This window comes from Thermomonospora cellulosilytica, from assembly GCF_014138835.1.
GTDB classification, from domain to species: domain Bacteria; phylum Actinomycetota; class Actinomycetes; order Streptosporangiales; family Streptosporangiaceae; genus Thermomonospora; species Thermomonospora amylolytica.
Map to the genome: position 1 here is coordinate 2146012 of NZ_JACJII010000001.1, position 24955 is coordinate 2170966.

Annotated in this window: 20 protein-coding genes; 16 read left to right on the forward strand and 4 right to left on the reverse strand. The window is 70.2% G+C overall.

The genetic code is table 11. From position 1 onward, the window contains the following. Positions 1 to 3: 3 nt before the first annotated feature. On the reverse strand, positions 4 to 927 hold the full coding sequence (locus tag HNR21_RS10300) for a glycosyltransferase (RefSeq protein WP_182705017.1): 924 nt from the start codon (positions 925 to 927) through the stop codon (positions 4 to 6). Continuing rightward, positions 924 to 2249: a hypothetical protein gene (locus HNR21_RS10305; RefSeq protein WP_182705018.1), complete on the reverse strand. Its 1326-nt coding sequence runs from the start codon at positions 2247 to 2249 to the stop codon at positions 924 to 926. Before HNR21_RS10305 ends, HNR21_RS10300 begins: the two co-directional genes overlap by 4 nt. A 261-nt stretch (positions 2250 to 2510) precedes the next feature. Between HNR21_RS10305 and glf the strand changes: the two genes are divergently transcribed. From glf to HNR21_RS10380, 15 genes are all read left to right on the forward strand, one after another. Continuing rightward, a complete protein-coding gene (gene glf / locus HNR21_RS10310) occupies positions 2511 to 3680 on the forward strand; it encodes a UDP-galactopyranose mutase (protein ID WP_182705019.1) in 1170 nt (389 codons plus the stop codon). After that, the gene (locus HNR21_RS10315) at positions 3677 to 5665 is read left to right on the forward strand and encodes a glycosyltransferase (protein WP_182705020.1); all 1989 of its coding nucleotides are present in this window, start codon (positions 3677 to 3679) and stop codon (positions 5663 to 5665) included. The genes glf and HNR21_RS10315 overlap by 4 nt, the downstream gene beginning before the upstream one ends. Continuing rightward, positions 5662 to 6552, forward strand: coding sequence for an ABC transporter permease (locus HNR21_RS10320; RefSeq protein ID WP_182705021.1), 891 nt, complete (start codon positions 5662 to 5664; stop codon positions 6550 to 6552). Before HNR21_RS10315 ends, HNR21_RS10320 begins: the two co-directional genes overlap by 4 nt. Positions 6553 to 6556: 4 nt before the next feature. Then, entirely contained in the window at positions 6557 to 7312 is a 756-nt protein-coding gene (locus HNR21_RS10325) for an ABC transporter ATP-binding protein (protein ID WP_119726962.1), read from the forward strand. A gap of 189 nt (positions 7313 to 7501) precedes the next feature. Continuing rightward, on the forward strand, positions 7502 to 8677 hold the full coding sequence (locus HNR21_RS10330) for an acyltransferase family protein (protein WP_182705022.1): 1176 nt from the start codon (positions 7502 to 7504) through the stop codon (positions 8675 to 8677). Beyond that, positions 8674 to 9855 carry an acyltransferase family protein gene (locus HNR21_RS10335; RefSeq protein ID WP_182705023.1) on the forward strand — a complete coding sequence of 394 codons (1182 nt, stop codon included), beginning with the start codon at positions 8674 to 8676 and terminating at the stop codon, positions 9853 to 9855. The genes HNR21_RS10330 and HNR21_RS10335 overlap by 4 nt, the downstream gene beginning before the upstream one ends. 95 nt (positions 9856 to 9950) lie before the next feature. Next, positions 9951 to 11414 (forward strand): sulfatase family protein, encoded by a 1464-nt coding sequence (locus HNR21_RS10340; protein WP_220500114.1) that lies wholly within the window; start codon positions 9951 to 9953, stop codon positions 11412 to 11414. 77 nt (positions 11415 to 11491) lie between these two features. Further along, on the forward strand, positions 11492 to 12613 hold the full coding sequence (locus tag HNR21_RS10345) for an alpha/beta hydrolase (RefSeq protein ID WP_119726966.1): 1122 nt from the start codon (positions 11492 to 11494) through the stop codon (positions 12611 to 12613). Positions 12614 to 13373: 760 nt separating this feature from the next. Then, positions 13374 to 15722 (forward strand): hypothetical protein, encoded by a 2349-nt coding sequence (locus HNR21_RS10350; protein ID WP_182705025.1) that lies wholly within the window; start codon positions 13374 to 13376, stop codon positions 15720 to 15722. A gap of 192 nt (positions 15723 to 15914) precedes the next feature. Further along, a complete protein-coding gene (locus tag HNR21_RS10355; RefSeq protein ID WP_220500115.1) occupies positions 15915 to 17321 on the forward strand; it encodes a glycosyltransferase family 39 protein in 1407 nt (468 codons plus the stop codon). Positions 17322 to 17482: 161 nt separating this feature from the next. Beyond that, a complete protein-coding gene (locus HNR21_RS10360; RefSeq protein ID WP_312880968.1) occupies positions 17483 to 19408 on the forward strand; it encodes a hypothetical protein in 1926 nt (641 codons plus the stop codon). Positions 19409 to 19610: 202 nt separating this feature from the next. Beyond that, positions 19611 to 20111, forward strand: a complete 501-nt coding sequence (locus HNR21_RS10365; protein ID WP_182705027.1) for a DUF6973 domain-containing protein — start codon at positions 19611 to 19613, stop codon at positions 20109 to 20111. Positions 20112 to 20146: 35 nt separating this feature from the next. Beyond that, a complete protein-coding gene (locus HNR21_RS10370; protein ID WP_182705028.1) occupies positions 20147 to 20593 on the forward strand; it encodes a hypothetical protein in 447 nt (148 codons plus the stop codon). A 285-nt stretch (positions 20594 to 20878) separates the two neighbouring features. Beyond that, the gene (locus HNR21_RS10375; RefSeq protein WP_182705029.1) at positions 20879 to 21298 is read left to right on the forward strand and encodes a hypothetical protein; all 420 of its coding nucleotides are present in this window, start codon (positions 20879 to 20881) and stop codon (positions 21296 to 21298) included. A gap of 595 nt (positions 21299 to 21893) precedes the next feature. After that, positions 21894 to 22708 (forward strand): IS5 family transposase gene (locus HNR21_RS10380; RefSeq protein WP_182705030.1). Its coding sequence is split into 2 segments (ribosomal slippage): positions 21894 to 22236 and positions 22236 to 22708, totalling 816 coding nucleotides; the frame shifts between segments, so codons are not numbered across the junction. Positions 22709 to 22876: 168 nt separating this feature from the next. On the opposite strand, the gene HNR21_RS35945 is transcribed toward HNR21_RS10380, so the two are convergent. Together HNR21_RS35945 and HNR21_RS10385 are read right to left on the reverse strand one after the other, a co-directional pair. After that, positions 22877 to 23002, reverse strand: coding sequence for a hypothetical protein (locus HNR21_RS35945; RefSeq protein ID WP_281402038.1), 126 nt, complete (start codon positions 23000 to 23002; stop codon positions 22877 to 22879). A gap of 187 nt (positions 23003 to 23189) precedes the next feature. Then, complete coding sequence (locus HNR21_RS10385) at positions 23190 to 23786, reverse strand: helix-turn-helix domain-containing protein (protein WP_220500116.1); 597 nt, start codon at positions 23784 to 23786, stop codon at positions 23190 to 23192. Positions 23787 to 23877: 91 nt separating this feature from the next. Here HNR21_RS10385 and HNR21_RS10390 point away from each other — a divergent pair, with 91 nt between their 5' ends. Continuing rightward, positions 23878 to 24894, forward strand: coding sequence for an NAD(P)/FAD-dependent oxidoreductase (locus HNR21_RS10390; RefSeq protein WP_182705032.1), 1017 nt, complete (start codon positions 23878 to 23880; stop codon positions 24892 to 24894). The last annotated feature ends 61 nt before the right edge of the window (positions 24895 to 24955 follow it).

A 24955-nucleotide genomic window follows, 5' to 3' on the forward strand; every position in this document is an offset into this window, starting at 1 on the left:
CGTTCAGTCCTCGGACTCGTCTCCGGCGGTCCATCGGGCGATCAGCTCCCCGGTCGGGCGGGGACGTTCCCGCAAACCGGCCCGCATCCCGCGGACGAACCCGTCGCGCAGGACGGTGCGGTCCCGTGACCGCGCGAAGGTTCGCACCCAGCGGCGCGCGGTGGATCCCCCGTACAGCACCCGCTCCATCGGGGTCAGGCCGGGACTGCGCGTGAACAGCCAGACCTTGTTGCGGACCTCGTAGTAGAAGCGGTCGCCAGGGTCGGTCTCCACGTCCCCGAAGGTGCGGGTCTTGTGCGTCACGACGCTGTCATGGCACAGCACGCCCTCCCGGTCGCGCAGCAGCCGGGTGGTGAACTCGAAGTCGTCGTTCCACAGGAAGTAGTCGGCCATCGGCAGCCCTCGTTCGCGCACCGCCTGCGCCTCGACGAGGATCGAGACGAACGAGGCGCTGCGGATGGGCACGCAGCGGGCCGCGGTGGCCCGCGCCAGCTCCTCCCGGGTCGCCCGCGGCTTGATCCGGGGCGTGTTCATCGGGTGCTCCCGGCCGTCGGTCCACACCACCCGGCTGGCGACCAGGGCCGGTGGGCCGGGTATCCGCCGCCGGGCCTCCAACAGGGCCTCCAGCGCACCCGGTTCGGCGACGGTGTCGTCGTCCATCAGCCAGATCAGGTCCGCGTCGCGCTCCAGGGCGCGGGCGACGCCCACCGCGAATCCGCCGGCGCCGCCGGTGTTCTCCGCCAGCGCGACCAGCTCGATGTCGGGGAACCGTTCGCGGACCAGGTCGCCGGTGCCGTCGGTGGAGGCGTTGTCGACCACCAGCACCAGGTCGGGCCTGCGGGTCTGGGCCTGCACCGCGGTCAGCGACTCGGCCAGCAGGTCGCGCCGGTCGTGGGTGACGATGACGGTCACGACGCGCTCGGTCACCGCGGCGCCCCGTCCCGGCGCTCCTGCTCGCCGTTGCTCTTACGACGCAGCGTGGGAGGCTCGGCCGCGTCCTCGGGCCCGGGGGTCTCGGCGGCCGGCTCGATGCCCTTGATCCGCTCCATCAGATGCCAGTACGCGACCCGCATCCGCCACACCGTCTTGTGCCGTTCGCTCGCGGTGCGCGCCAGCAGCTTGGGCAGCGGGGTGTCGCGCTGCTCGCGGCGCTCGTCGTGCAGCCGGTGGTTCTCCTCGCGCAGTGCGGCGATACGGTCCAGCAGCCCGATGATGGCGTTGGCGGCGGTCTCCACCAGCTCGGACCCGGCGAGGTGTTCGGGGACGGTCACGCCCTGCGCGGTGGTGGCCGGCGGCAGCAGCTCCTCGAGCGAGCCCACCACGTCATAGCCGGCGGTGCGGATGGCCTCGACCAGCTCGGCGGCGCGCTGCTCGGCCCACGGGCGGCGGTCGGCCGGGAGCGTCACCCGGTCCCGCCGCGGGCCGCTGCCCGGGAGCACCTGCAGGGCGAGGATGTCGGTGACCACCCGGTGGTACAGCCACATGGGGGTCTCGTCGTCCAGCGCGGCGTTGACATGGCGCAGGACCTCGGTCTCCACGGCCCCGAGCGAGGAGTTGGTGCGGGTCCGGGTCAGGTCCACCGGGACGTGGCCGATGCCGAGCAGTTCCGCGAACCTCCGCCAGAGCAGGTCGTGCGGCGCGCCGGGCCGGGGCATGGTGAGCACGTGGATGCGCTCGGGCGGAACGTGCGCCGCCCACCGCCCGAGGACCTGGGGGATGTCGTGGACCCTCCAGAACCAGTCTCCGGCGCCATGCCCGGGCCCTTTGTCGATGACCTCGGTGAGCCAGTGGCCGAAGGAATAGTGGTAGCGGTGCTTGACGTACTCCTGCCATTCCGAGGGCAGCAGTCCCGCCATGTCGCGCGCCGAATAGACGATGTGGACCTCGGCCGGTGCGAGGGACTTCATCGCCCGGTCCACCTGGTGTTGTTCGGTGGCGCAGAGCACCTCGTTGGAGATCACCGCGGTGCGCGCGCCCTCGGCCGCCTTGATCTCGGCGGCCAGTGCGTCCCAGGCGCCGTCCCAGCGTGCGGGCTCGCTCGGCTCGGGCTCGAGTTCGCGCAGGTCCTTGGTGCCGGCAACGTGCGCGGCGAACGAGCCGCCGGGCAGCAGCACGCCGTGGTCGCGAAGCAGGGCGGCGTTGGTCCACAACACGTCCTGGACGAATGTCGTACCGCTCTTGGGGGCCCCGATGTGCAGGTAGACGACGGGCGGTCGGGATGATGCGGCCGGGGGGGAATCGGCGGGCATCGTGATGGCTCTCCTTGCGCGGCGCGGTGGCGGAACCGCCGCCTGTGTCGCGCGTCACCCTCCCCGGGGAGCGCGCGACGACCGTCACAAACCGGTCATGCCCGGCGGTCGATGCCGGTATCTTAGCCGCGCAGAGCAATAAGGTGCCCCAGGGTCGACAAGGGTGACCTTCGGTGCGTGGACGTCGGCTTGACGGCGGGCGAGTGAACTCCGCACCTCGACCTTCGCAAGCCCCCGCCCCCGTGGAACAGAAGGACAGCAGTGAACATTGACCTCGTCGTCGTCGGTTCCGGATTCTTCGGCCTGACGGTGGCCGAGCGCTGCGCGACCGAACTCGGCCTGCGGGTCCTGGTGCTGGAACGCCGCGACCACATCGGCGGCAACGCCTACAGCGAGGCGGAGCCGGAGACCGGCATCGAGGTGCACCGCTACGGGGCGCACCTGTTCCACACCTCCAACGAGCGGGTCTGGGAGTACGTCAACCGGTTCACCCGGTTCACCGACTACCGGCACCGGGTCTACTCGATCTTCAAGGGCCGCGTCTACCCGATGCCCATCAACCTGGGCACCATCTGCGAGTACTTCGGCCGGGCGTTCACTCCCGACGAGGCCCGCGCGCTGGTGGCCGAGCAGGCGGGGGAGATAGCCGAGCCGCGCAACCTGGAGGAGAAGGCGATCTCCCTGATCGGACGGCCCCTGTACGAGGCGTTCATCCGGGGCTACACCGCCAAGCAGTGGCAGACCGATCCCAGGGAACTGCCCGCCGAGATCATCACCCGGCTCCCGGTCCGCTACACGTTCGACAACCGCTACTTCAACGACACCTACGAGGGACTGCCGGTCGACGGCTACACCGCCTGGCTGGAGCGGATGGCCGACCATCCGAACATCGAGGTGCGGCTGGACACCGACTTCTTCGACCTGCGCGGCGATCTGGTCGGCAACGTCCCGGTGGTCTACACCGGCCCGCTGGACCGCTATTTCGAGTACGCCGAGGGCGAGCTGGGGTGGCGCACCCTGGACTTCGAGCTGGAGGTCAAGCCGACCGGCGACTTCCAGGGCACCCCGGTGATGAACTACGCCGACGAGGACGTGCCCTACACCCGGATCCACGAGTTCCGGCACTTCCATCCCGAGCGCACGCACTACCCCGCGGACAAGACCGTGATCATGCGGGAGTACTCCCGGTTCGCCGCCCGCGGCGACGAGCCGTACTACCCGATCAACACGCCGGCGGACCGGGCCCGGCTGCTGCGCTACCGCGAGATGGCCCGGCGCGAGGACGGCGTGCTGTTCGGCGGCCGGCTCGGCACCTACAAGTACCTGGACATGCACATGGCCATCGCGAGCGCGCTGAGCATGGTCGACAACCGGCTGCGGCCCCACTTCACCGAGGGCGCGCGGCTCATCAGCGGAGGAGTGGACGAATGACCGAGCAGTTGCGGGTCCTGCACCGCGTGATCATGCCCGCGGAGCGGGACGTCGACGTGCTCAAGCTGTACGTCGACGGCAACGCGGTGTTCGGACGCCGGACCGCGGACGTGGCGTCGGCCGCCGAGCAGGTGCTGGCCGAGCAGGACCAGGCGGCGCCCGGCCGGGGTGCGGCCTACCGGCCGGCGACCGCCGAGGACAGCGCCGAGATCATCGGCCGGCGCAGCCTGGTCATCCCTTCGGGCACGCGCATCTCGTTCTGCAGTTACTTCAACGCCTTCCCGGCCAGCTACTGGCGGCGGTGGAGCACCGTGGAGGAGGTGACGCTGCGGGTGCGGGCCCGCGGTGAGGCCACCGTCCTGGTCTACCGGTCCACCGGCAAGGGGCATGTCGAACGGGTCAAGTCGTTCCACATCGACTCGGAGGAGTCGGTGGAGGAGACGCTGACACTGCCGCTCACCCCGTTCATCGACGGCGGCTGGTACTGGTTCGACATGATCGCCGACGGCCGCACCGCGGTGCTGGAGCAGGCCGACTGGTGCGCGGTCACCGACCAGACCGAGACCGGCACCGCCACCATCGGCATCACCACCTTCAACCGGCCGAAGTTCTGCGTGGAGCAGTTGCTGGCGCTCGGCCAGGCCGGCGAAGTGCTGGACGTCGTCGACGAGATCGTGGTGGTCGATCAGGGCACCGACCGGATCGAGGACCACCCCGACTTCCCCGCCGCGGCCGAGGCGCTGGGCTCCCGACTGCGCGTCATCGACCAGGCCAACCTGGGCGGCTCGGGCGGCTTCGCACGGGCCATGCACGAGGCGGTGCAGTCCGACCGCAGCAAGTACGCGCTGCTGCTGGACGACGACGTCATCCTGGAACCGGAGGGAATCCTCCGCACGGTGACGTTCGCGGATCTGGCCAAGTCCCAGATCATCGTCGGCGGGCACATGCTCGACCTGTACAACCGGTCGGTGCTGCACGTGTTCGGCGAGCAGATCGCCCGGTACCGCTGGTGGATGACGCCGGTGGCGCACACCCACATGAGCCACGATCTGGCCGTCCACCCGCTGCGCGAGACGCCGTGGCTGCACCGGCGCGCCGACGTGGAGTACAACGCCTGGTGGATGTGCCTGATCCCGGTCGAGGTGATCCGCAAGATCGGGCTGTCGCTGCCGTTCTTCATCAAGTGGGACGACATCGAGTACGGACTGCGCGCCAAGGAGGCCGGCGTGCCCACGGTCACCCTGCCGGGGGCGGCGGTGTGGCACGTGCCGTGGCACTCCAAGGACGTCATGACCGACTGGCAGGCCTACTTCACCGAGCGGAACCGCATCATCACGGCGTTGATGTACTCGCCGTACGACCGCGGCGGCAACATGCTCAAGGAGAGCCTGTTCATCACCATCAAGCACGCGCTGGCGATGCAGTACTCCACCGCCGAGCTGATGCTGCTGGCCATCGAGGACGCCTTGAAGGGCCCGGAGGACCTGCACACCTCCATCGTCACCAAGATGGGCGAGCTGCAGCGGATCCGCGCCGAGTTCACCGACGCGCGCGCCAAGCCGGACCTGGACGCCTTCCCGCCGGTGCGGCGGCGCAAGCCGCCCCGCAAGGGACGGGACATCGTGCCGCCCAGGAACCGCCGCGACATGATCCGCACCGCCCTGCTGGGGGCAGCCCGCCAGCTCCGCCCGGTGGACTCGTTCCAGCTCACCTACCCGCAGACGGTGGTCCCGCACGTGGACCAGACCTGGTGGCTGCTGACCAAGCTGGACAGCGCCCTGGTCTCCTCGGCCGACGGCACCAAGGCCGCCTGGTACCAGCGCGATCGGCACGAGTTCTGGTCGCTGATCCGCCGGGCCACGGCGCTGCACGCCCAGCTCGCCAAGGACTGGGCGTCGCTGAGCCGCCGCTACAAGGCGGCCCTGCCCTCGCTGACCTCGCCCGAGGAGTGGCAGGAGACGTTCACGAAGGCACGGCCGGAATGACCGGTGCGCCGGGGGCGGCCCCGGGGCGGGCCGCGGCTCCGGTGGCCGAGCTGGTGGAGCCGGGCCGGGGCGGCGGCCCGGTGGACCTGTTCCGCCACCGCTACCTGCTCAGGCTGATCGTGCGACGCGAGCTGCGAGCCCGCTACCAGGGCTCGTTGCTCGGTCTCGGCTGGTCGTACGTGCGGCCGGCCGCCCACTTCGCGGTGTTCTACTTCGTGGTGGGCGTCTTCCTCGGGATGAACAGGCAGATCGAGCACTTCCCGATCTACATGTTCTCCGGGTTGGTCCTGGTGTCGTTCTTCAACGAGACCCTGATCAACGCCACCCACGCGGTGCTGGGCAATGCGCCGCTGGTCCGCAAGGTCTACCTGCCGCGCGAGCTGTTCCCGGCGGCCTCGCTGCTGGTGTCGGGAGTGCACCTGCTGCCGGGGCTGGCGATCGTGACGGTCGCGGCGGCCTGGAACGGGTGGCGGCCCACGCCCGCCGCCCTCGGTTCGATGCTGCTCGGGTTCGCGCTGGTGGCGGTGCTCGGCATGGGGCTGGGACTGATGTGCTCGGCGCTGCACGTGTTCTACCGCGACACCGACAAGGTGGTGGACATCAGCACGCTGTTCGTCACCTGGTCGGTGCCGATGATCTATCCGTGGACGGTGGTCCGCGACACCGCCCCGCCCTGGGCCCTGGACCTGTACCTGGCCAATCCGCTGGCCGACGCCGTGCTGCTGTTCGAACGCGCCTTCTGGTGGCCGACCACCGACCGCTCGTTCGCCTTCCCCGACCATCTCACCCGCGACGGGTTGGTCTCGCTGGCGGTCGCGGTCGTCGTGCTGGTGGTCGGCCAGCTGGTGTTCGCCCGGTTGCAGCGGCGCTTCGCCGAGGAGCTCTGAGCAGATGGAAGCCGTCGTCGTCGACGGGGTGACGAAGCGGTTCACGCTCCGGCACGCCCGGTCGATCAAGAACATGACGATCCGGGCGCTGCGCCGCGAGCGGCTGCGCGACACGTTCCTGGCGCTGGACGACGTGTCGATGACCATCGAGGCGGGGGAGACCACCGCGCTGCTCGGGGTGAACGGATCGGGCAAGAGCACCCTGCTGAAGATCATCTCCGGGGTGCTGCCGCCGGACGAGGGCCGGGTCCGGGTGCGCGGCCGGATCGCCGGGCTGATCGAGGTCGGCGCGGGTCTGCATCCGGACCTGACCGGCCGGGAGAACGTGTTCCTCAACGGGGCGATCCTCGGCATGTCCGAGGCGGAGACCCGACGCAAGTTCGACGCGATCGTGGAGTTCGCCGACATCGGACGGTTCCTGGACCAGCCGGTGCGGTTCTACTCCTCGGGCATGTTCATGCGGCTGGCGTTCTCCATCGCGGTGCACACCGAGCCGGACGTGTTCCTGATCGACGAGGTGCTGGCGGTCGGCGACCCGCTGTTCCGCGACAAGTGCATCGCACGGCTGCACGAGTACCGCGACAGCGGCCGCACCATGGTGATCGTCGCCCACGACGTGGGCCTGCTGCGCAGGCTGTGCACCCGAGGAGTGTTCCTGGAGCGCGGCAAGGTGCTGTGGGACGGCGGCATCGACCGGGCGGCCGACCTGCTGGTGGAGAAACGACGGGAACGCCGGCAGGCGATGGGGCTGCCGGCGTGACGGCCACAGTCGGCCGATGATCGTCTTTCGGTAGTACGCAAACCGGTCGTTCCGGTACGATCCCCGGCCAGCGAACACTTCGCCGCTCCGCTCCCGGCCGGATCGCCCGGCCATGTCAGGAAGTCCGGCGCCCCGCCTGTCCGCAAGAGGGCTGATCTTTTGTCCAATGCCGCCGCTCCACGCTCCACTGTGCCCGACGAGCGTTTGTACGAGATCGACCTGCTGCGCTTCGTCGCCGCGGTGCTGGTGCTGCTCCACCACTTCGTCGGCCGGATCGCGGGCTGGGGACCGGAGGGCTACCCCGACCTGGGCGGCGTCCTGCCGCATGTCACCCAGTACGGCTTCCTCGGGGTGGACCTGTTCTTCGTCATCAGCGGCTTCGTCATCCTGATGAGCTCCTGGGGCCGGCCCGTCGGCGACTACGCCGTCTCCCGGGTGGTCCGGATCCTGCCCGCCTACTGGTTCGCGGTGACGCTCGCCCTGGGCCTGTACATGACCACCGGGCACGTCTGGATCCGCCCCGGCGACGATCCGGACCTGTCGCTGCTGGTGTACCTGCCGAACATGACGATGCTCCAGGAGGGTGTGGGCGTCCAGGACCTGGATCCGGTCTACTGGACCCTCTGGGTGGAGCTGCACTTCTACGCGCTGATCGCGCTGCTGGTCTGGCGGGGCGTGACCTACGCCCGGTGCGTCGCGTTCATGGTCGCCTGGCTGATCGGCGGTCAGTTCGTCCAGGAGACCGAATTCACCTTCCTGAAGGTGCTGCTGATCCCCGAGTGGGCGCCGTACTTCATCGCCGGGATGGCCTTCTACCTGATGTACCGGTTCGGGCCCAACCTGGTGCTCACCCTCATCGCCCTGGCCGGCTGGGCGCTGGCGGTGTACCACCGCTCCACGACCGTCAACCCCGACCTCAAGCTGCCGCCGTACCACCAGGCGGTCATCGCCGCCGGCGTGACGCTGGCGTTCCTGGTCATGTGGCTGGTCGCCACCCGGAGGCTGCGCTGGCTGGCGTGGCGGCACTGGGTGCCGGTCGGCGCCCTCACCTACCCCGTCTACCTGGTGCACGACACCATCGGCCGGGTGCTGTGGGAGGAGTACCGCGACGACCTGGGACACTGGCAGCAGCTCGGCGTCAGCGTCGCCGTCACGCTCACGGTCTCGATCCTGATCTACCGCCTCGTCGAGAAGCCCGTGCAGCGCCTGCTGCGCCCCCGGCTCAAGGCCGCCCTGGAGCAGATCCGCCGTGCCGAACCGGCGGCGGACGCCGCGCCGCCCACGCTTCTCCCGCACGTTCCCGCACCGCGGCGGCCCGCCCCCGGCGGCCCGGCCGGCCCCCTCATGGCCGGGAGCGACCGATGACCCCCTCGAACGCCGTGATGCCGGCGCCGGACGCACGGCTGCGCGAGCTGGACCTGCTGCGGTTCGTCGCCGCGCTGGCGGTCGTCCTGCACCACGAGGTCGGCCGGATCGCCGGCTGGGGCGTGCACAACCACGACAACCTGCCGTACGTCTCCGTGGTCTCGCATTTCGGCAACCTCGGGGTCGACCTGTTCTTTCTCATCAGCGGCTTCGTCATCCTGATGAGCGGATGGGGGCGTGGGGTCGGGGACTTCGCCGTCTCCCGGGTGGTGCGGCTCTTCCCGGCGTACTGGTTCGGTGTCACCCTCGTCGTGGTGCTGTACCTGCTCACCGGGATCGCCGGTTTCACCCGGACGCCCGACGGCGACACTCCGCTGCTGGTCTACCTGCCCAACATGACCATGATGGAGGTCGGGGCGGGCGCCCAGAAAATGGAGACCGTCTACTGGACGCTGTGGGTCGAGCTGCACTTCTACGTGCTGGTGGCGCTGCTGATCTGGCGTGGCATCACCTACTCGCGGTGCGTCGGTTTCCTGGTGGGCTGGCTGCTGCTCGGGGTGTTCGCGCACGAGGCCGAATTCGGTCTGCTGGAAAAGCTGCTCTTTCCCACCTGGGCGCCGTACTTCATCGCCGGCATGGCCTTCTACCTCGTCTACCGATTCGGCCCCAACCTCGTGCTCGGCCTCATCATCACGTGCTGCTGGGCGCTGGCGGCGTACTACCGCTCGACCATCGTCAACGAGGAACTGGTCTGGCCGGGGGTGTGGGCCCACGTCACCATCGCCGTGGTCACCGTGATCTTCATCATCATGGCGCTGGTGGCCACGCGCCGGCTGTCGTGGCTGCGGTGGCGAGGATTCACCGTGCTCGGGGCGCTGACCTACCCCCTTTACCTGCTGCACGAGACCCTGGGCCGGGTGCTGGTCGAAAAGCTGCGACCGCACATGGACAACTGGGAACTCCTGGGCCTCTGTATCGTTGTCTCGCTGACGGTCTCGTATCTGGTGTATCGGCTGGTGGAAACCCCCGCTCAGCGCTGGATGAAGCCCAGGCTCAAGGCCGCGGCCGCGCAGATCGGCGCCGGCGGGGCACGCGTTCCGCCGCCGACCGGATCCGCGGAGTCCCAGCCGGCCAGGCTGACGACGTCCCGGTCCACCGATCCGCTGCTGCCCGCCTAGGCGCGCCACCGGGGCCGCCGTGCCCCGTCGGCCACGCCGACGACGAACGCAGAGAGGTGCCGATGTCCCGCCGGAAGCCGAGTCGGATGGTGGGCGTGATCGTCGCCTTGGCCCTGCTGGTGTCCGGGTGCGACGCGGCGGTGGGCTCGGCGTCGCCGCCGACCGCGACCCCCACCGGGAAGGCCCCGGTCAAGCGGCCCAACATCGTGTTCGTGCTGACCGACGACCTGTCCTGGGACCTGGTCGCCTACATGCCGAACGTGCGGGCCATGCAGGCGCAGGGCACCACGTTCACCAACTTCCTGGTGGCCGACACGCTGTGCTGCCCGTCACGGGCCACCATCCTCACCGGCCGCTACCCGCACAACACCAAGGTGGTCACCAACGACCCGCCGCTGGGCGGGTTCACCGTCTTCCGCGACACCGGCGGTGAACGGCAGACCTTCGCGGTGACCCTGCAGCAGGCCGGCTACCGCACCGCCCTGATGGGCAAGTACCTCAACGGCTACGAGGCCGAGAAACGGCCCGGTTCCACCCGTGCGCACGTCCCGCCGGGCTGGACCGAGTGGTACGCGACCGGGCTCGGCTACAGCCAGTACGGCTACACCCTCAACGAGAACGGCAACCTCGTGCAGTACGGCCGTCGGGCCGGCGACTACATGGTCGACGTGCTCGGCAACAAGAGCGTCGACTTCATCAACCGGTCCGCCGCCGCCGGACAGCCGTTCATGCTGGAGATCTCCACGTTCACCCCGCACGGCCCGGCGGTGGCGGCGCCCCGGCACGAGAAGATGTTCCCCGGGCTCACCGCGCCCAGGCGGCCGGCGTTCAACGAGCACGACGTCGGCGACAAGCCGTCCTGGCTGAACGGCTACCCGAAACTGGACCAGAGGGACATGCGGCTCATCGACCGGACCTACCGCGCACGGGTACGGTCGGTGCAGGCCATCGACGAGCTGATCGGACGGCTGCGGCAGACGCTGCGACAGCGGGGGCTGGCCGACGACACCTACGTGGTCTTCAGCTCCGACAACGGTTACCACCTGGGCGAGCACCGGCTGGTCGAGGGCAAGATGACCGCCTATGACACCGACGTGAAGGTCCCGCTGATCGTCACCGGTCCCGGGGTGCCCGCCGGCGCCAACGTCGACCGGCTGGCGCAGAACACCGACCTGCGCCCCACGTTCGAGGAACTGGCCGGGCTCACGCCGCCGGATTGGGTGGACGGCCGGTCGCTGGTCCCGTTCCTGCGCGGCCGGCCGGTGGGCTCTTGGCGGACCGCCGCCCTCATCGAGCACGTCGGCCCCAAGTTCAGCCCCGACGATCCGGACAGGCCGGTGGCCTACGGCGGCAACCCGCCGACCTACCAGGCGATCCGCACGCAGACCGAGCTGTACGTCGAATACGAGAACGGTGACCGCGAGTACTACGACATCGCAGCCGATCCGCACCAGTTGCACAACCACATCGCCGTGCTGGAACCGGCCCGGCAGGCGGAGCTGGCCGCTCTGCTGGAGGAGTACCGCCGGTGCGCCGGGGCGACCTGTCGGGAACGGTGACCCGGCGTGACCGGTGAGACCCGTTCTGGTGTACTGCCGTAGATTGCGATCAATCGCGCCGACGGTTTGGGAGGAACGTGGGGCTCCTCGGGCTGCCGCTGCTCGTCACCCTGGTCCTGGTCACGGTGGCCGCGCTGGCCGGTGGCGTCTGGACGTGGCCCAGGCTCGCCGGGCGAGGCCCGCGGATGGTGCTGGCCCGCATCGGCGTGCTGGGCGCCTGCCAGTTGCTGCTGATCACCACGGTCATGGTCGCGATCAACCGGCATTTCGCCTTCTACGCCACCTGGCGGGAACTGGCCGGGCTCGGAGGCGGGGAGGTGGCGGTCGCGGATGAGGGCGGTGCCGGTGACGGTGCCGCGCACGGCCTGGTCAAGCTGAAGCCGGAGTTCAGCCTCGGGGACGACCCGGCCGAGCACGGCGTGATCGAGAACGTGCGCATCAGGGGACCGGTGTCCGGGCTGGCCGCCGACGCTTACGTCTACCTGCCGCCGCAGTACTTCCGGCAGGAGGAACGGAGCCACCGGTTCCCCGTGGTGCTGGTGCTCAGCGGATATCCCGGCGCGCTGCGGAATCTGGTCAAACGGCTCCAGGTCCCGCAGAAGGCGCTGGAGGAGATCCGAGCGGGCCGGATCCGGCCGGCGGTATACGTGATGATGCGCCCGACGCCGGCTCCGCCGCGGGACACCGAGTGCGTCGACGTGCCGGGCGGCCCGCAGAGCCGCGCCTACTACGCCCAGGACGTGCCCGAAGTGATCAAGGCCGGCTACCGGGTGGCCGCGGAGCGCGGCGGCTGGGGCGTGTTCGGCCTGTCCACCGGCGGTCACTGCGCCCTCAAGCTGGCGATGCTCGACCCCGACGCCTACTCGGCCGCCGCCGCCATATCCGGGTACTACCACGCCATCCAGGACGTGACCACCGGGGACCTCTACGGTGGCAGCCGGCAGGTACGCAACGAGAACGACCTGCTGTGGCGGCTGCGCAACCGCCCCGCTCCGCCCGTGTCGGTGCTGCTCACCACCAGCAGGGTGGGGGAACGGAACCGGGCGGACACCGAACGCTTCCTGAAGCTGGTCCGGCCGCCGATGCGAGCGTCATCGATCGTGCTGGACAGCGGCGGCCACAACTTCGACACCTGGAATCGGGTGCTGCCGCCGGTGCTGCGGTGGATGAGCGGGCGTCTGACTTCGCAGGGCCAATGAACCTGCCGCTCGATAGGATCCGACCGGGACTTTTCGGCTGTGAAAGTGACGAGGCATAGGTATGGCGGACGGAATGGACGACAGGGCCGAGGGCGCGCAGCCGACGGACGGCGGTGGGAACGCGCGGCCCGACGACGACTTCCAGGTCCCCCCGCCGCCTCCGCCGGCATGGGAGGACAGGGAAGATCCCGGCCTGCCTCCGCCTCCGGCACCGGACTGGGGCGCCGGCCCGCCGTCCGTTCCGGCACTCCCGCCGGACGTTCAGTTCCCGGACGCCACCATGGTCGACGTGCCACTGCCTCCGAACTTCGGTGCGGCCCCGGATCCTGCGGCGCCACCGCCCCCGTTGGACTTCACGGCCCCGCAGCAGCCCCCGGCACCGCCGGCCACACCGCCCGTGCAGGGCGTTCCGCCGGTGCAGGGAGCATCCCAGCCGGCTCCCGAGAACGTTTCGGACGGTGCACCGCCCGCTGAGAATGCTCCGCCGCACATGCCGCCGGCCCAGGGCGGCTCGCCGGTCTGGGGGACGGCGCAGCCTGCCGAAGGCGTCATGTCTCCTCCTCCGGTCACGCCACCTGCTTGGGGAGGGGCCCCGGCCGCCGAGGGAGCGCCGGTCGCGGAGCAGCCGCCCGTCCAAGGGGTTTACGGGCAGGGAAGCGCGCCGTTTTACGGAGCGCCGCACGCTCCGTCGGCACCGCCTCCCGCGCAGGAGACGCGCACCGACGACGGGCGGCCAGGCGCGCTGCCGGCGCCCGTCGGAATGGGACAGCAGCGAAGCACGCCTCCCGGGACGCCCTACGAGCCGTGGCGACTGGAAACCCCGCAGCGGCAGCGGCGCGGGCTGAAGCGCGGGCTGATCATCGGGGCCGCCGTGCTGGCGGTTGCCTTGGGCGTCGGCGGAGCCGTGGTGCTCTGGCCCGGTGGCGGCGAGCCGGACAAGCCCACGACCATGGCGGGCGACCTGTTCCCGGCCGACCCCGCCAACCGGGCGGACGGGCGCGAGCAGGGGTTCAACGGGGTCGCCGCGGTGGGTTCGACGGTCGTGGTGGTCGGCGGGGAGTTCGAGAACTTCCCCACGACCCCGTTCCGGACGCAGTTCCTGGTCTCCACCGATGCCGGGCGGACCTTCGACCAGGCCACCGTGCGCATCGCCGGGGGACCCGCGTCCACCGCCACCGGAGTGCCCCGGCGTGTCGCCGGTTCGCAGGCCGGATGGGTCGCGCTCGGTGACCGGCCGGGCGGTGGCACGGCGGTGTGGACCAGCCGCGACGGCAGGACCTGGGAACGGCGGCCGGACTCGGCCGGCGCGGCGTTCGAGATCGGCGATCGCGTCAACTACGTGGTGGCCGGCCAGTCCGGCTTCCTGGCCGTCGGTCACACCTCCGAGAAGGGGGACGGCTCCGACGCCGAGCCGGTCGCGTTCATCTCCTCCGACGGCACGAGCTGGCGACGGCTGGACAACGGTGACCTGAAGATGCTCAAGGGGAGCGGCACGCTGTCCCTCGTCCACGCCGCCGTCTTCGGCCGGGGCTACCTGGTCCAGGGCGCGCGCTCGCCGCGCCAGGGGGTGGTGCGCCAGCTCGCCTGGTACTCCGAGAACGGCCGTTCCTGGGAGGAGACCGCCATTCCGGCACCGGACCGGTCCGCCGGTCTGGCGGTGACCGGCGGGAGCGGCGGCTTCGTCGCCGCCCGGCAGGTCAACGCCGACGCAGGACCGCATGCCGAGGTGTTCACCTCCACCGACGGCAAGGAGTGGACCGCCACCGGGCGGATCGAGGTGCCGGGCTTCCAGCGGCTGGTGGGCCTGACGGCCTCGCCCGGCGGGATGACCGCGGTCATCGCGACCGCCGACGCCTTCACCCTGATGCGCAGCGCCGACGGAGCGAGTTGGCAGCAGGCCGGTACGGCGCCCAAGCCCCCGAGCCGTCAGTACATCGACTACACGGCCGTCGACCAGCACACCGTGCTGGTGGGCAGCGAGATCGGCGGCGACCTGAACCCGGTGCTGGAGATCCGTGACGCCCAGGGGCGGGCGGTCTCCCCGCCGCCGGGCAAGCTGCCCGGTGTGATCACCGCGGACCGTACGGTGCGCTCCGTGGCGGCCCGTTCGGGAACGCTGGTGGCGGTCGGCAGCTCCGGCGGTGACGCGTCGCTGTGGACGTCCTCGAAGGGCGACGACTGGCGCCGCGCGCAGGGCGTGACCACCCGGGTCGGCAGTCAGCGGCTGACCGGGGTGACCGTCGGCGGCGCCGGCTGGCTGGCGGTCGGGGTGACCGCCGCCGGAGGCAAGGTCACGCCGCTGGCGTACACCTCGCCGGACGGCGGCACCTGGCAGTCCGTCGAGTACGACAAGGCGTTCACCCCGCGCAGCGACGACCCTCTCATCCCGGTGACCGCCGCGGCCGGCCCCAAGGGATACGTGATCGTCGGTGAGGACGGGCTGTCCGCGGCCACCTGGTTCTCCACCGATCTGAAGACCTGGCGGCGGGGCACCGGCGCCAAGAAGGACGACCTGACCGGGGACGCCAGGGCCCCGCGCTGGTTGCGCGGCGTGGTCGGCGGGGACTTCGGCTTCGTCGGGGTGGGCGGTGCCGTCGAGGGCGGCGCCGACCGTCCCGCGGTGTGGTCCTCCGACGACGGGACCATGTGGACGCGCAAGAACCTGCCGCTGCCGGCGGGTGCTCGGAAGGCGTCGTTCACCCAGATCGCGGTCAAGGGCACCACACTGGTGGCGACCGGGATCGCGACCGGCGAGCGGGGCACCACGCCGTTCGGTTACGTGTCCGCCGACGGCGGCAAGAGCTGGCGGGAGACCCGGCTGCCTGCGGGCAAGGGCCCCGAGCACGGCATCACCGCGATGACCGCCACCTCGCAGGGCTTCGTGGTGGCCGGCTGGACGGGACCGTACGGTGACGGCGACCTGATGGTGTGGCGCTCTGCGGACGGCCGGAACTGGACGTCGGAGAACCCGACCGGCGAGGGCCTGTCCGGACCCGGCGTGCAAGAGTTGACCGGCCTGACCGAATCGGGCGCGGGACAGGTGCTGGGCGTGGGACGCAGCGCGCGGCCCACGTCGGAGGAGCCCGTCCTGTGGCGCGGCAGGGGGTAGCCGCGGCGACGTGATCCCGGCGCCGAGGAGCGCGGACCTCGACCTCGGGCTGGGTGCACCGGACCGGGAGGTGTCATCGTGATCGGTGTCGGTCTGTGCGGCCTTCGGCCGTCCCGGCCGTCGGCCCCCGGACACGGCCGATGGAGCGCCGCCGTGCCGGCGGCACCGGCACTGACGGCGTTGGCGTTGGGCATGGCGGGCATTTCCGGGCCGTCGTTCTGGCTGGACGAGGCGGCCACCCTGAGCGCGGCCCGCCGTGCGCTCCCCGACATTCTGCGGATGATGGGGCACATCGACCTGGTGCACGGCCCGTACTACCTGATGATGCGGGCATGGCTGCTGCTCTTCGGCGACGGCGAGTTCGCCATGCGGCTGCCGTCGGTGCTCGCCACCGCCGCCGCGGCGGCGGGGGTCGCCGTCATCGGGCGCCGCCTGGCCTCCGCTCCGACCGGGATGACGGCGGGTCTGCTGTACGCGGGGCATCCGACGGCGGTCCGGTATGCACAGGAGGCACGGTCGTACGCCATGGTGACCGCGGTCGCCGTGCTCGCCACGTACCTGCTCGTGCGAGCCGTCGACTCGGGCGATCGCAGGTGGCTCGCGGGTTATGCGTCGGCTCTGGTGCTGCTGGCCCTGTTGAACCTGTTCGGGGTGCTGCTGATCGCGGCGCACGGCGCGACGCTGCTGTGGTGGCGGGGACGGACCGGCCGCCTGCTGACGCGTTGGGCGATCGCGGTGGCGGTGTCCGCGGTGGCCGTCGTCCCCTGGGCGCTGGCCACGCGGCGGCAGCAGTGGCAGGTCGCCTGGCTGCCCAGACCGAATGCCGAAACCCTGGGTGATCTGGGGGTGTGGCTGGCCGGCTCGGGACCGCTCGTCGTCGTGGTGCTGGTGCTCGCGGGGGCGGGCCTGTGGGCGGCGCCGGCGGGGCCTCGGGCCCTGCCACTGGTTCCGCTTGCGGTTCCGTGGCTCCTGGCCGCTCCGGTGATCCTCTTGCTGGTGTCCTTGGCGGAGCCCGTCTTCTCGCCGCGGTACGTGCTGTACTGCCTGCCGGCGGTGGCGCTGCTGATGGGAGCCGGGCTGGTCCGGCTGGTCGCTCGACGTGCCGTGGCGGCGATCGCGGTGGCCGCGCTCGTGATGCTGTCCATCGGTCCGCATGTGGAGATCCGGCGGCAGGACAGCCGGCCGTCCGACGCGCGGGCGGCGGCAGCGGTGCTGGCGGCGCATGCGCGGCCGGGCGACGGGCTGGTGTTCCTCCATCCGAACATGCGCTGGGAGGCCGCCGCGTACCCGGCGGCCTACTGGGGGCTGCCGGACCTGACGTTGCGTCGTGGGCCGGTCAGGGTCGGCAACATCGTGGGGGAGGAGATGGTCCAGCCGTCGCGGGTCCGCCAGAGGCTGATGCGTCATCACAGGGTTTGGGTGATCTGTCCCCCCAAGGGGATGCCGCCTTTGCGGCGCTGGACGAGGGTGCTCGAGGACACCGGCCCGTACCGGGTGCTCGGCGCGTGGGCGTACAAGGGCGGTCACATCTCGCTGCTGAGGCGTGAGGCGCCTGCGGACCCCGGGGATGCCCGGTCTCGTCCCGGGCGTGGCGGGTGACCGGAATGTCGATGTTTGTTGTGGATCGGGTTCCGTGTTCTGTTGAAGAGGGCGCGGATTCGTCCAATGGTCCTTAGTCTGTACGGGTACGGACCCCGACCAGCGAGTGCCCATGCCACCCCGCCGAAGCAACACCCGGATCGACCCCCTGGGGCGCTGACGTGACGGACGTGACGAGCGGGCCGGCGCCGACGCGTCTGGTGCGCCCCGACCGCGTTCATGTGGGCTGGCGCTATGCGCAGGTGCACCCCGATCCGGGGCCGCCGCCGCGCCGCCCGCAGCCGCCCGAGCCGGTCCCGCCGCAGCCGCGTCCGGTGTACCCCTCCGACCGCGACCACCTGCTGGAACGGCCGGTCCGGGTCACCGCCGCGGGAGCGGTCGCGGGCGCGGGGGTGTGCCTGCTGCTGGCGACGGCCGGGCTGATGCCCTGGCGGTTCGCCGCGGCGGCGATGCTGGCCTGCGGGATCATCGGCCTGATCACCGGCTACCCGATCTGGCAGCGCCGGCGGGCCGTGCGCGACCAGATGCGGGCCGAGCAGGAGCGCAGCGAACGCGAGCGGCGCGAGCGGGAACGGCGGATGCGCGAGGCCCAGGAGCGGCACCGCGCCGAGTACCTGGAGTGGGAGCGCCGCCGCCGGGCGTACGAGAGCCAGCGCGAGTGGTACCCGGTCGCGGTCCCGCCCGGGGTGGACCGGGTGGACATCGTGGGCGGCACCCTGGCGGGCTGGGCCGCCGCGGTCACCACGATGGGCGCGGGCCGGCTGGCGGCCGGGGCCAGGCTGACCGTGCTGGACCTGTCGGAGGGCGCCGTCGCGCACGACCTGGTCCGGCTGGCCGCCGACCGCGGCGACGACCCGCTGGTGTGGGTGCTGCCCGAGGACCTGCCCAGGCTGGACCTGACCAGCGGGCTGCCCGCCGACGCGCTCGCCGACGTGCTGTCCCTGGTGGTCGGCGCGGGCGAGGACGAGGGCGCCACCCGCGACCTGTCGTTCGACAACGCGATCCTGGAGCGGATCGTCTCCGGGGTGTTCGGCGGGCGCGCCACCATCCCGCAGATCACCGCCGCGCTGCGCGCCCTGGCCCAGGTCGGCGACCCGCGCGACGACCTGCGGCAGGGCCTGCTCACCGACGAGCAGCTGAACCGCGTCACCACCATGTACGGCCGGGACGCCACCGACCGGATCGTGATCCGCCGGGCCTGGGCGCTGGAGGCCCAGCTCCGCAAGCTGGAGGGCCTGGGCGCCGACCCGGTCCGGCTGCCGCCGTCCCGGCTGCACGTGGTGTCGATGGACCGCCGTGCCGGGGTGCTCACCAACCGGATCCTGGGCACGTACGTCGCCACCGCCCTCACCCACCGGATCCGCAACTCCCCGCCGGTGCGCCGCTGGGAGCACACCATGTTCCTGTGCGGGGCCGAGAAGCTGCGCGGCGACGTGCTGGACCGCCTGATCGACGCCTGCGAGGCCACCGGCACCGGCCTGGTCCTGCTCTACCGCTCGATCCCCCCGCACGTCCGCGAACGCCTCGGCCGCCGCGGCCACGCCGCCGTCGGCTTCATGCGCCTGGGGAACGCCGAGGACGCCCGCGTGGCCGCCGAGCACATCGGCACCGGCCGCCGCCTCCTGGTCGCCGAGCTCACCGACGCCGCCGGCGCCGCCGCCCCGCCCGACCCCACCGAGTCCGGCTACGCCAGCACCATCGCCTACGCCCGCGTGCGCGGCGACGCCCTCACCGACCCGGTCTGGGCTCCGCTGCCCGCCCCCGCCACCGACGACTCCGCCCTGGTCGCCGGCATCTCCCAGGTCACCGCCTGGCCCAGCACCATCCCCGTCACCGAGCGCCGCCAGACCTCCCGCGAACTCCTGGTCGAACCGCACGAACTCCAGGAGCTGCCCCCCACGGCGATGATCTTCACCCACGCCGCCCCCGACGGCCGCCGCATCCTCCTGGTCGACGCCAACCCCGGCATCATCACCCTCCCCACCGCCCACTCCCTCGAGTACGAGGAGTACCTCCGCCAGCAGTCCACCGAGGAGGCCGCGCTGCCGTCCGCCGATGCGAACGGCACACCGCCACAGCCGACCTGAACGATCGGCGTCCGCAGTGCTTTATAGGTGGTTATGATGTCCGAGACAAGTCAGGGAGAATCGTCGCGTCCACTGGGCTCGGCCGTGAGAGCGCGCCAAAGCCTGTAGCGAAGCGGCCGAAGTGCAACTGGCTGTGCCAACTGGCAGAAGGGGACTCCCGACGAATCTGCGTGAACTCGGAGCCCGGATTACTTTTGAGGCCATGGAGCGGCTGCCGTTGAGGAAGTCCGAGTTCGTTCGCCATCTCATGGAAGCTGGTGTCTGTGCCACTCTTGGAGTGAGAGAGTGCTACAAGATTGCCGAAATATCGATCGCGGCATCAGAGCTGGCAGGGCGTATGAACCTGACGGGTGTCGTTCCGGCTAAGGACAAGGGGAATGTGAGGAACGCGGTCCGCCATTTCATCTGGCAGGCCGCGATCACTGTTGAATTGGGGGCTGCTGCAGCAAAGCTCGTCGGTGACGTTCATGAATTGGGTGTCGATCTGAGCCCTAGCAGGAATGATCGAATCGATTCGCGTACGGACTTGTCTAACAATATCGTTGCGCGACGCTATGCGTTGCATCACAGGGGAGAGTTGGCCCTGAAAAGCGGTAATCTGGCTCCAGGGTTGACCTATCCCGGTCCGGGTCGGAGCGTACCGATGTACCTGCACCTGCGAGACGTGGGTCTGATGCTCTACCGGCGTGGCCAACTGAGATGAGCATCTCGCCTACAAGCTACTGAGAGAGTTGCGGTATGGGCCGGAAGCATTTGGTGATCGCGTTCTTGGTGGCGCTGATCATCGCTCTGCCGGTGGGGATGGTCGCCAAGTACATCGTGCAGACCTACGTGTTGGCCTGTGTGCGCGAAGAGGAGGTCGAGGAGGTCGAGATGGCCAGGCAGGCCGTCCTCCCTGAGGTGCAGGGCCTCCCCGTCGTCGAGTTCGGTGGCGTGTCCGAGTGTGATTCTGGAGGGGATGGGTACGCATCGGTATTGATCGACCCTTCAGCGGGACTGGAGCGTGTCGTTGACAGGTTTGAGAAATCTCCCTGGGAGTCTGTGCGAGACCAGCGCCCGGACCATCAATTTTACCGTGCATACCGTGACGGTGATCTGGCGGTCAGTATTATCGATGGCAGAGTACTGCATCCTGCCGAAAATTTCATACAGATTAAGGTCTACTTCGAACTGCGCAGTGACTAACGAGCTCGTGCATGGTTGCTGATGGTCGGCAGCTCGATCGTTGATCTAAGGAGAACACGGGTTTTCGGACTGCGACGACTCTGTGGCCTGCGAAGACGTTGATGTCAAAGTGGATGAACCTACGACCTCCTTAGATCATGAGCAGGCCGCGCCCTCGTTCGGCCCAGAAGCCCGGCTTGTGTTGGCGCGGGATGCCGAGAGCGTCGTCCCAGACGCCCACCTAGATGACGCCGGGAGCGCGTCCGGGCCGGCCAGTACGAGTATCCGGGTGGCTCCGGCGAGGCGGTGGGCAGGATCATCCGGCGGTCCAAAAGCTCGGTCTCACGCTTCGAGACTGGCGAATACCAGCTGGGGGAGGCCGAGTGCGAAGCCCTGGACCGGGCCTGGAACACCGGTCGGCTGTTCTCGATCCTGCCGCACTGCGCCCGTATCGGGCACGATCCGAACTGGTTGCAGCAGTACAAGGAGCAGGAGGCGCAGGCCGGCCTGATCAAGACCTGGCAGAGCAATCTGGGGACTCCGCCCCCTCGACACCCCCGCCAACCAGCCGCCCCCAACCTCGGCCCACCCCCGAACGCCTCGACTTCCGCCGAGAAAACCCTGACGGAGCGCCGTGCGCCGTCCTGGGGGCTGGTCGATCGCCTCTGCGGACTGGCCGACCACCCTCCCCGAGAACTCCATCAGGCCATCTCCCACCTTCACTGACGGCCGCCCGGCGAGCAGAGGTGGAATCGGATTGAGTTATTCCGTCACAGGAGAAGGCTCCGCTGATGGACTCTCGGCTCGGTGCTTCGATCGCTGCCGGCCGACGTCTGGCGTGAAGTCTTCCTGGACGGCGTGCCTGTGAGATGGCTGCCTCTGATAGAAGTGACGCACACACATCTGTGGATGGGCCTGGACGAGGCCGGCCGATGGGTGGTCGGCCGGACGGGGCAAGGTTTGTGCCTGGCGGACGAGTTTGAGCATCCGGTATGGGCCACCTTCTGGGGAACTCCAAACCCGTATTCCGGGAACGGCTCATGGAGCGTGTGCGCGAGCTGACGCTCCCGATTTCCTTTGCGGACGTTCCGGTACGGGAGATCGTCACCTCGGGGCTTTTGCCCGGCTGGAACGAGTGGGCGGCCTCCGCACTGGAATGGATTCAGCTCGACGACCTCGGCCCGCCTACCGAGACGCGTTGCGCGTGGCCGTCACCTCTCTCGGAGTCGGCCAGCGGACCAGGCAGAACGCCGGGCGGCTCCTGCAACGCCCGCCCTGAATAAGAGCGTGTCCTACGTGGTGACCGCTCGTTGATCTTGGCGTGCCAGATGAACAGTGGAGCTGGATCGTCCCCGCCGGGCTGTGGGAGGTCGTACGGCCCTTGCTGCCGCGGCCGAACAAGCGTCCGCAGGGTGGCGGGACGGCGAACATCGATGATGAAGCGGTGTTCGCAGCGATCGTGTATGTCCTGGTCAGCGGATGTGCATGGCGGCATCTACCGCCATGCTTTCCGGCATCGAAGTCCACCGTGCACCGCAGATTCCTGATCTGGTCGCGGGCCGGGGTATGGGGTCGGCTGCACCAGGCGCTGCTGGACCGGCTCGCCGACCGGGATCTGCTCGATCTGTCTCGCACGGTGCTGGACTCGGCCCACGTACGGGCCAAAAAGGGGGCGAACACACAGGTCCGAGCCCCGTGGACCGAGGTAAGCCGGGTTCCAAGCTGCACGTTCTGTCCGACCGGCGGGGGCTGCCCCTCATGGTCGGCCTCTCGGCCGGCGACGTCCACGACGGCCACGGCCTGAGGCCGATGGTCGCCGGCCATATGAGACAGGCATCGGAGAAAGGGCCGAGCCGACGAATCGGCAAGCTCCATGCCGACAAGGCTTATGACCAGACTGACCTGCGGCGATGGCTGGCAAGACAGCGGATCAAACCCCGCATCGCCCGCAAGGGCATCGAACCCGATGACCGCTTGGGACGGCACCGCTGGGTCGTCGAGCGGACGATCGCCTGGCTGCTCGGTTACCGCCGCCTGACCCTCCGCTACGAACGCCATCCCCGCAACTACCTGGCCTTCCTCGGCTTGGCCGCCGCCCTCACCTGCTACAAGCGACTCATCAAGCTCACCACGTAGGACACGCTCTAAGGCCGTCATGGAGCGGGTGGCGCGGTCGATTCCGTCTCACGGTTCGAGTGGGGGCATGTCTCGGCGGCATGTCCGGTAGTGGTGTGGCGAGTCCTTTGGGTAGGGGGACGTCCGCCCCGGGCGGTGGGGCGGGCGTTGTGGCGGTCCGAGGGAGTGTCACATGGCGCGGTTCGTGATCCGGACGCTGCCGGTCTCGTCGGCCGCCGCCGAAGAGGCGGTGAGACTGGCGGATCCGCCGATGATGATCCCTGCCGTTACCAGTGCCATGACAATGCGGCGCATGGATCTCCTCTGGTCCTGTGATGCCTCGTATGGCATCGAGATATTGACAGGGTGCCCTTCCGAGCGCCTGACCGGAGAGTAAGGACTGTCGATCTCCGCAGTTTTCCTGCCAGGTGCGGTCCATGGGCGAGGACGGTCGCACTTTGGTGACGAGGTGTGATCGGCGGTCATCGCCTGGAACAGGCTCTCAGCGGTCTTCGGTGGACCGGGCGGGGCGGGCGCGGACGTGCATGCGTTCGCCCTGGGGGCCGAAGATGCTGAGGACCTCCACCGGGTGGGGACCGGGGTTGGTGAAGGCGTGGGGGACGTGGGTGTCGAACTCGGCGGCCTCGCCCGAGCCCAGGATGAGGTCGTGGTCGCCCAGCAGGAGGCGGAGGCGGCCGGACAGGACGTACATCCAGTCGTAGCCCTCATGGGTCTTGAGTTCGGGGCGCACGACCGGGTCCTTGGCGGGCGGGATGATCAGCTTGTAGGCGCGCAGGCCCCCCAGGTTGCGGGCGAGGGGAATGTAGGTCCAGCCGTGCCGGGTGAACGGGCGCAGGTGGACGCGGGGGTCGCCGATCGGGGGTGCGCCCACCAGTTCGTCCAGGGGAACGCCGTAGGCCCTGGCCAGGGGGAGGAGGAGTTCCAGGGTGGGTCTGCGGCCGCCCGACTCCAGGCGGGACAGGGTGCTGACGGAGATGCCGGTGGTCTCGCTCAGGTCGGCCAGGGTGATGCCCCGGTCGCGGCGCAGGGCCCGCAGCCGGGGACCCACCGAGGTGAGCACGTCGTCCAGGTCGTCCATCCCTCTATTTGCCGATCCGGCAAATGGATTTGTCAAATCGTGCCGCCCCGGCCGACCCTCGTCCCCGACGACCGGACGAAGGGACACGGACATGGACTACGAGGTCGTGGTGATCGGCGGCGGGGCCGCGGGGCTGAGCGGGGCGCTGACGCTGGCGCGGGCGCGCCGCCGGGTGCTGGTGATCGACGCGGGCGACCCCCGGAACGCCCCCGCCGGCGGCGTCCACACGTACCTGGGACGCGAGGGCACCCCGCCGGCACGGCTCCTGGCGATCGGTCGGGACGAGGTGACCGGGTACGGCGGCGAGATCAGGGAGGGCACGGTCATCCGCGCCGAACGGCTCGAGCAGGGCGGCTTCCGCCTCACCGTCGATGACGGGACCGTCGTTACGGCACAAAGGCTCCTGGTGACCACCGGGCTGGTCGACGAGCTGCCCCCGGTCGAGGGTCTGGCCGACCGCTGGGGCAAGGACGTCCTGCACTGCCCCTACTGCCACGGCTGGGAGGTGCGCGACCAGCCGATCGGCGTCCTGGCCACCGGCCCGCTCGCCGTTCACCAGGCCCTGCTGTGGCGGCAGTGGACCGAGGACGTCACCCTGTTCCGGCACACCGCCCCCGACTTCACCGACGAGCAGTACGAGCAGTTCGCCGCCCGCGGCATCGCCGTCGTCGACGGCGAGGTCACCGGCCTGGAGGTGACCGGCGACCGCCTCACCGGCGTACGGCTGGCGACCGGCAAGACCATCCCCTGCCGGGCCCTGGCCGTCGCCACCCGCCTCACCGCGAGGTCCGGCGTGCTGGAGGACCTCGGCCTGAGCCCCGCCGACATGGAGATGAACGGCCACGTCATCGGCACCCGCATCCCCGCCGACCCGAACGGCGCCACCGAGGTCCCGGGCGTCTGGGTCGCCGGCAACGTCACCACCCTGAACGAGCAGGTCATCGGCGCCGCCGCCGCGGGAGTGCGGGCCGCCACCATGATCAACTTCGATCTGGTGACCGAGCAGACCCGCCGCGCCGTCGAGGAGCGCCGCCGCAGCCCGTTCGACGCCCGGAACGAACGCGACGCGGCCGACCGCACCCTCGGCGACCGCCGCCACGGCCTGTGACCTGAGGACGCGCCGGGGCCGCCCCCCGCAGGGCGGCCCGGCCGGGTCACATGTCGTCGAA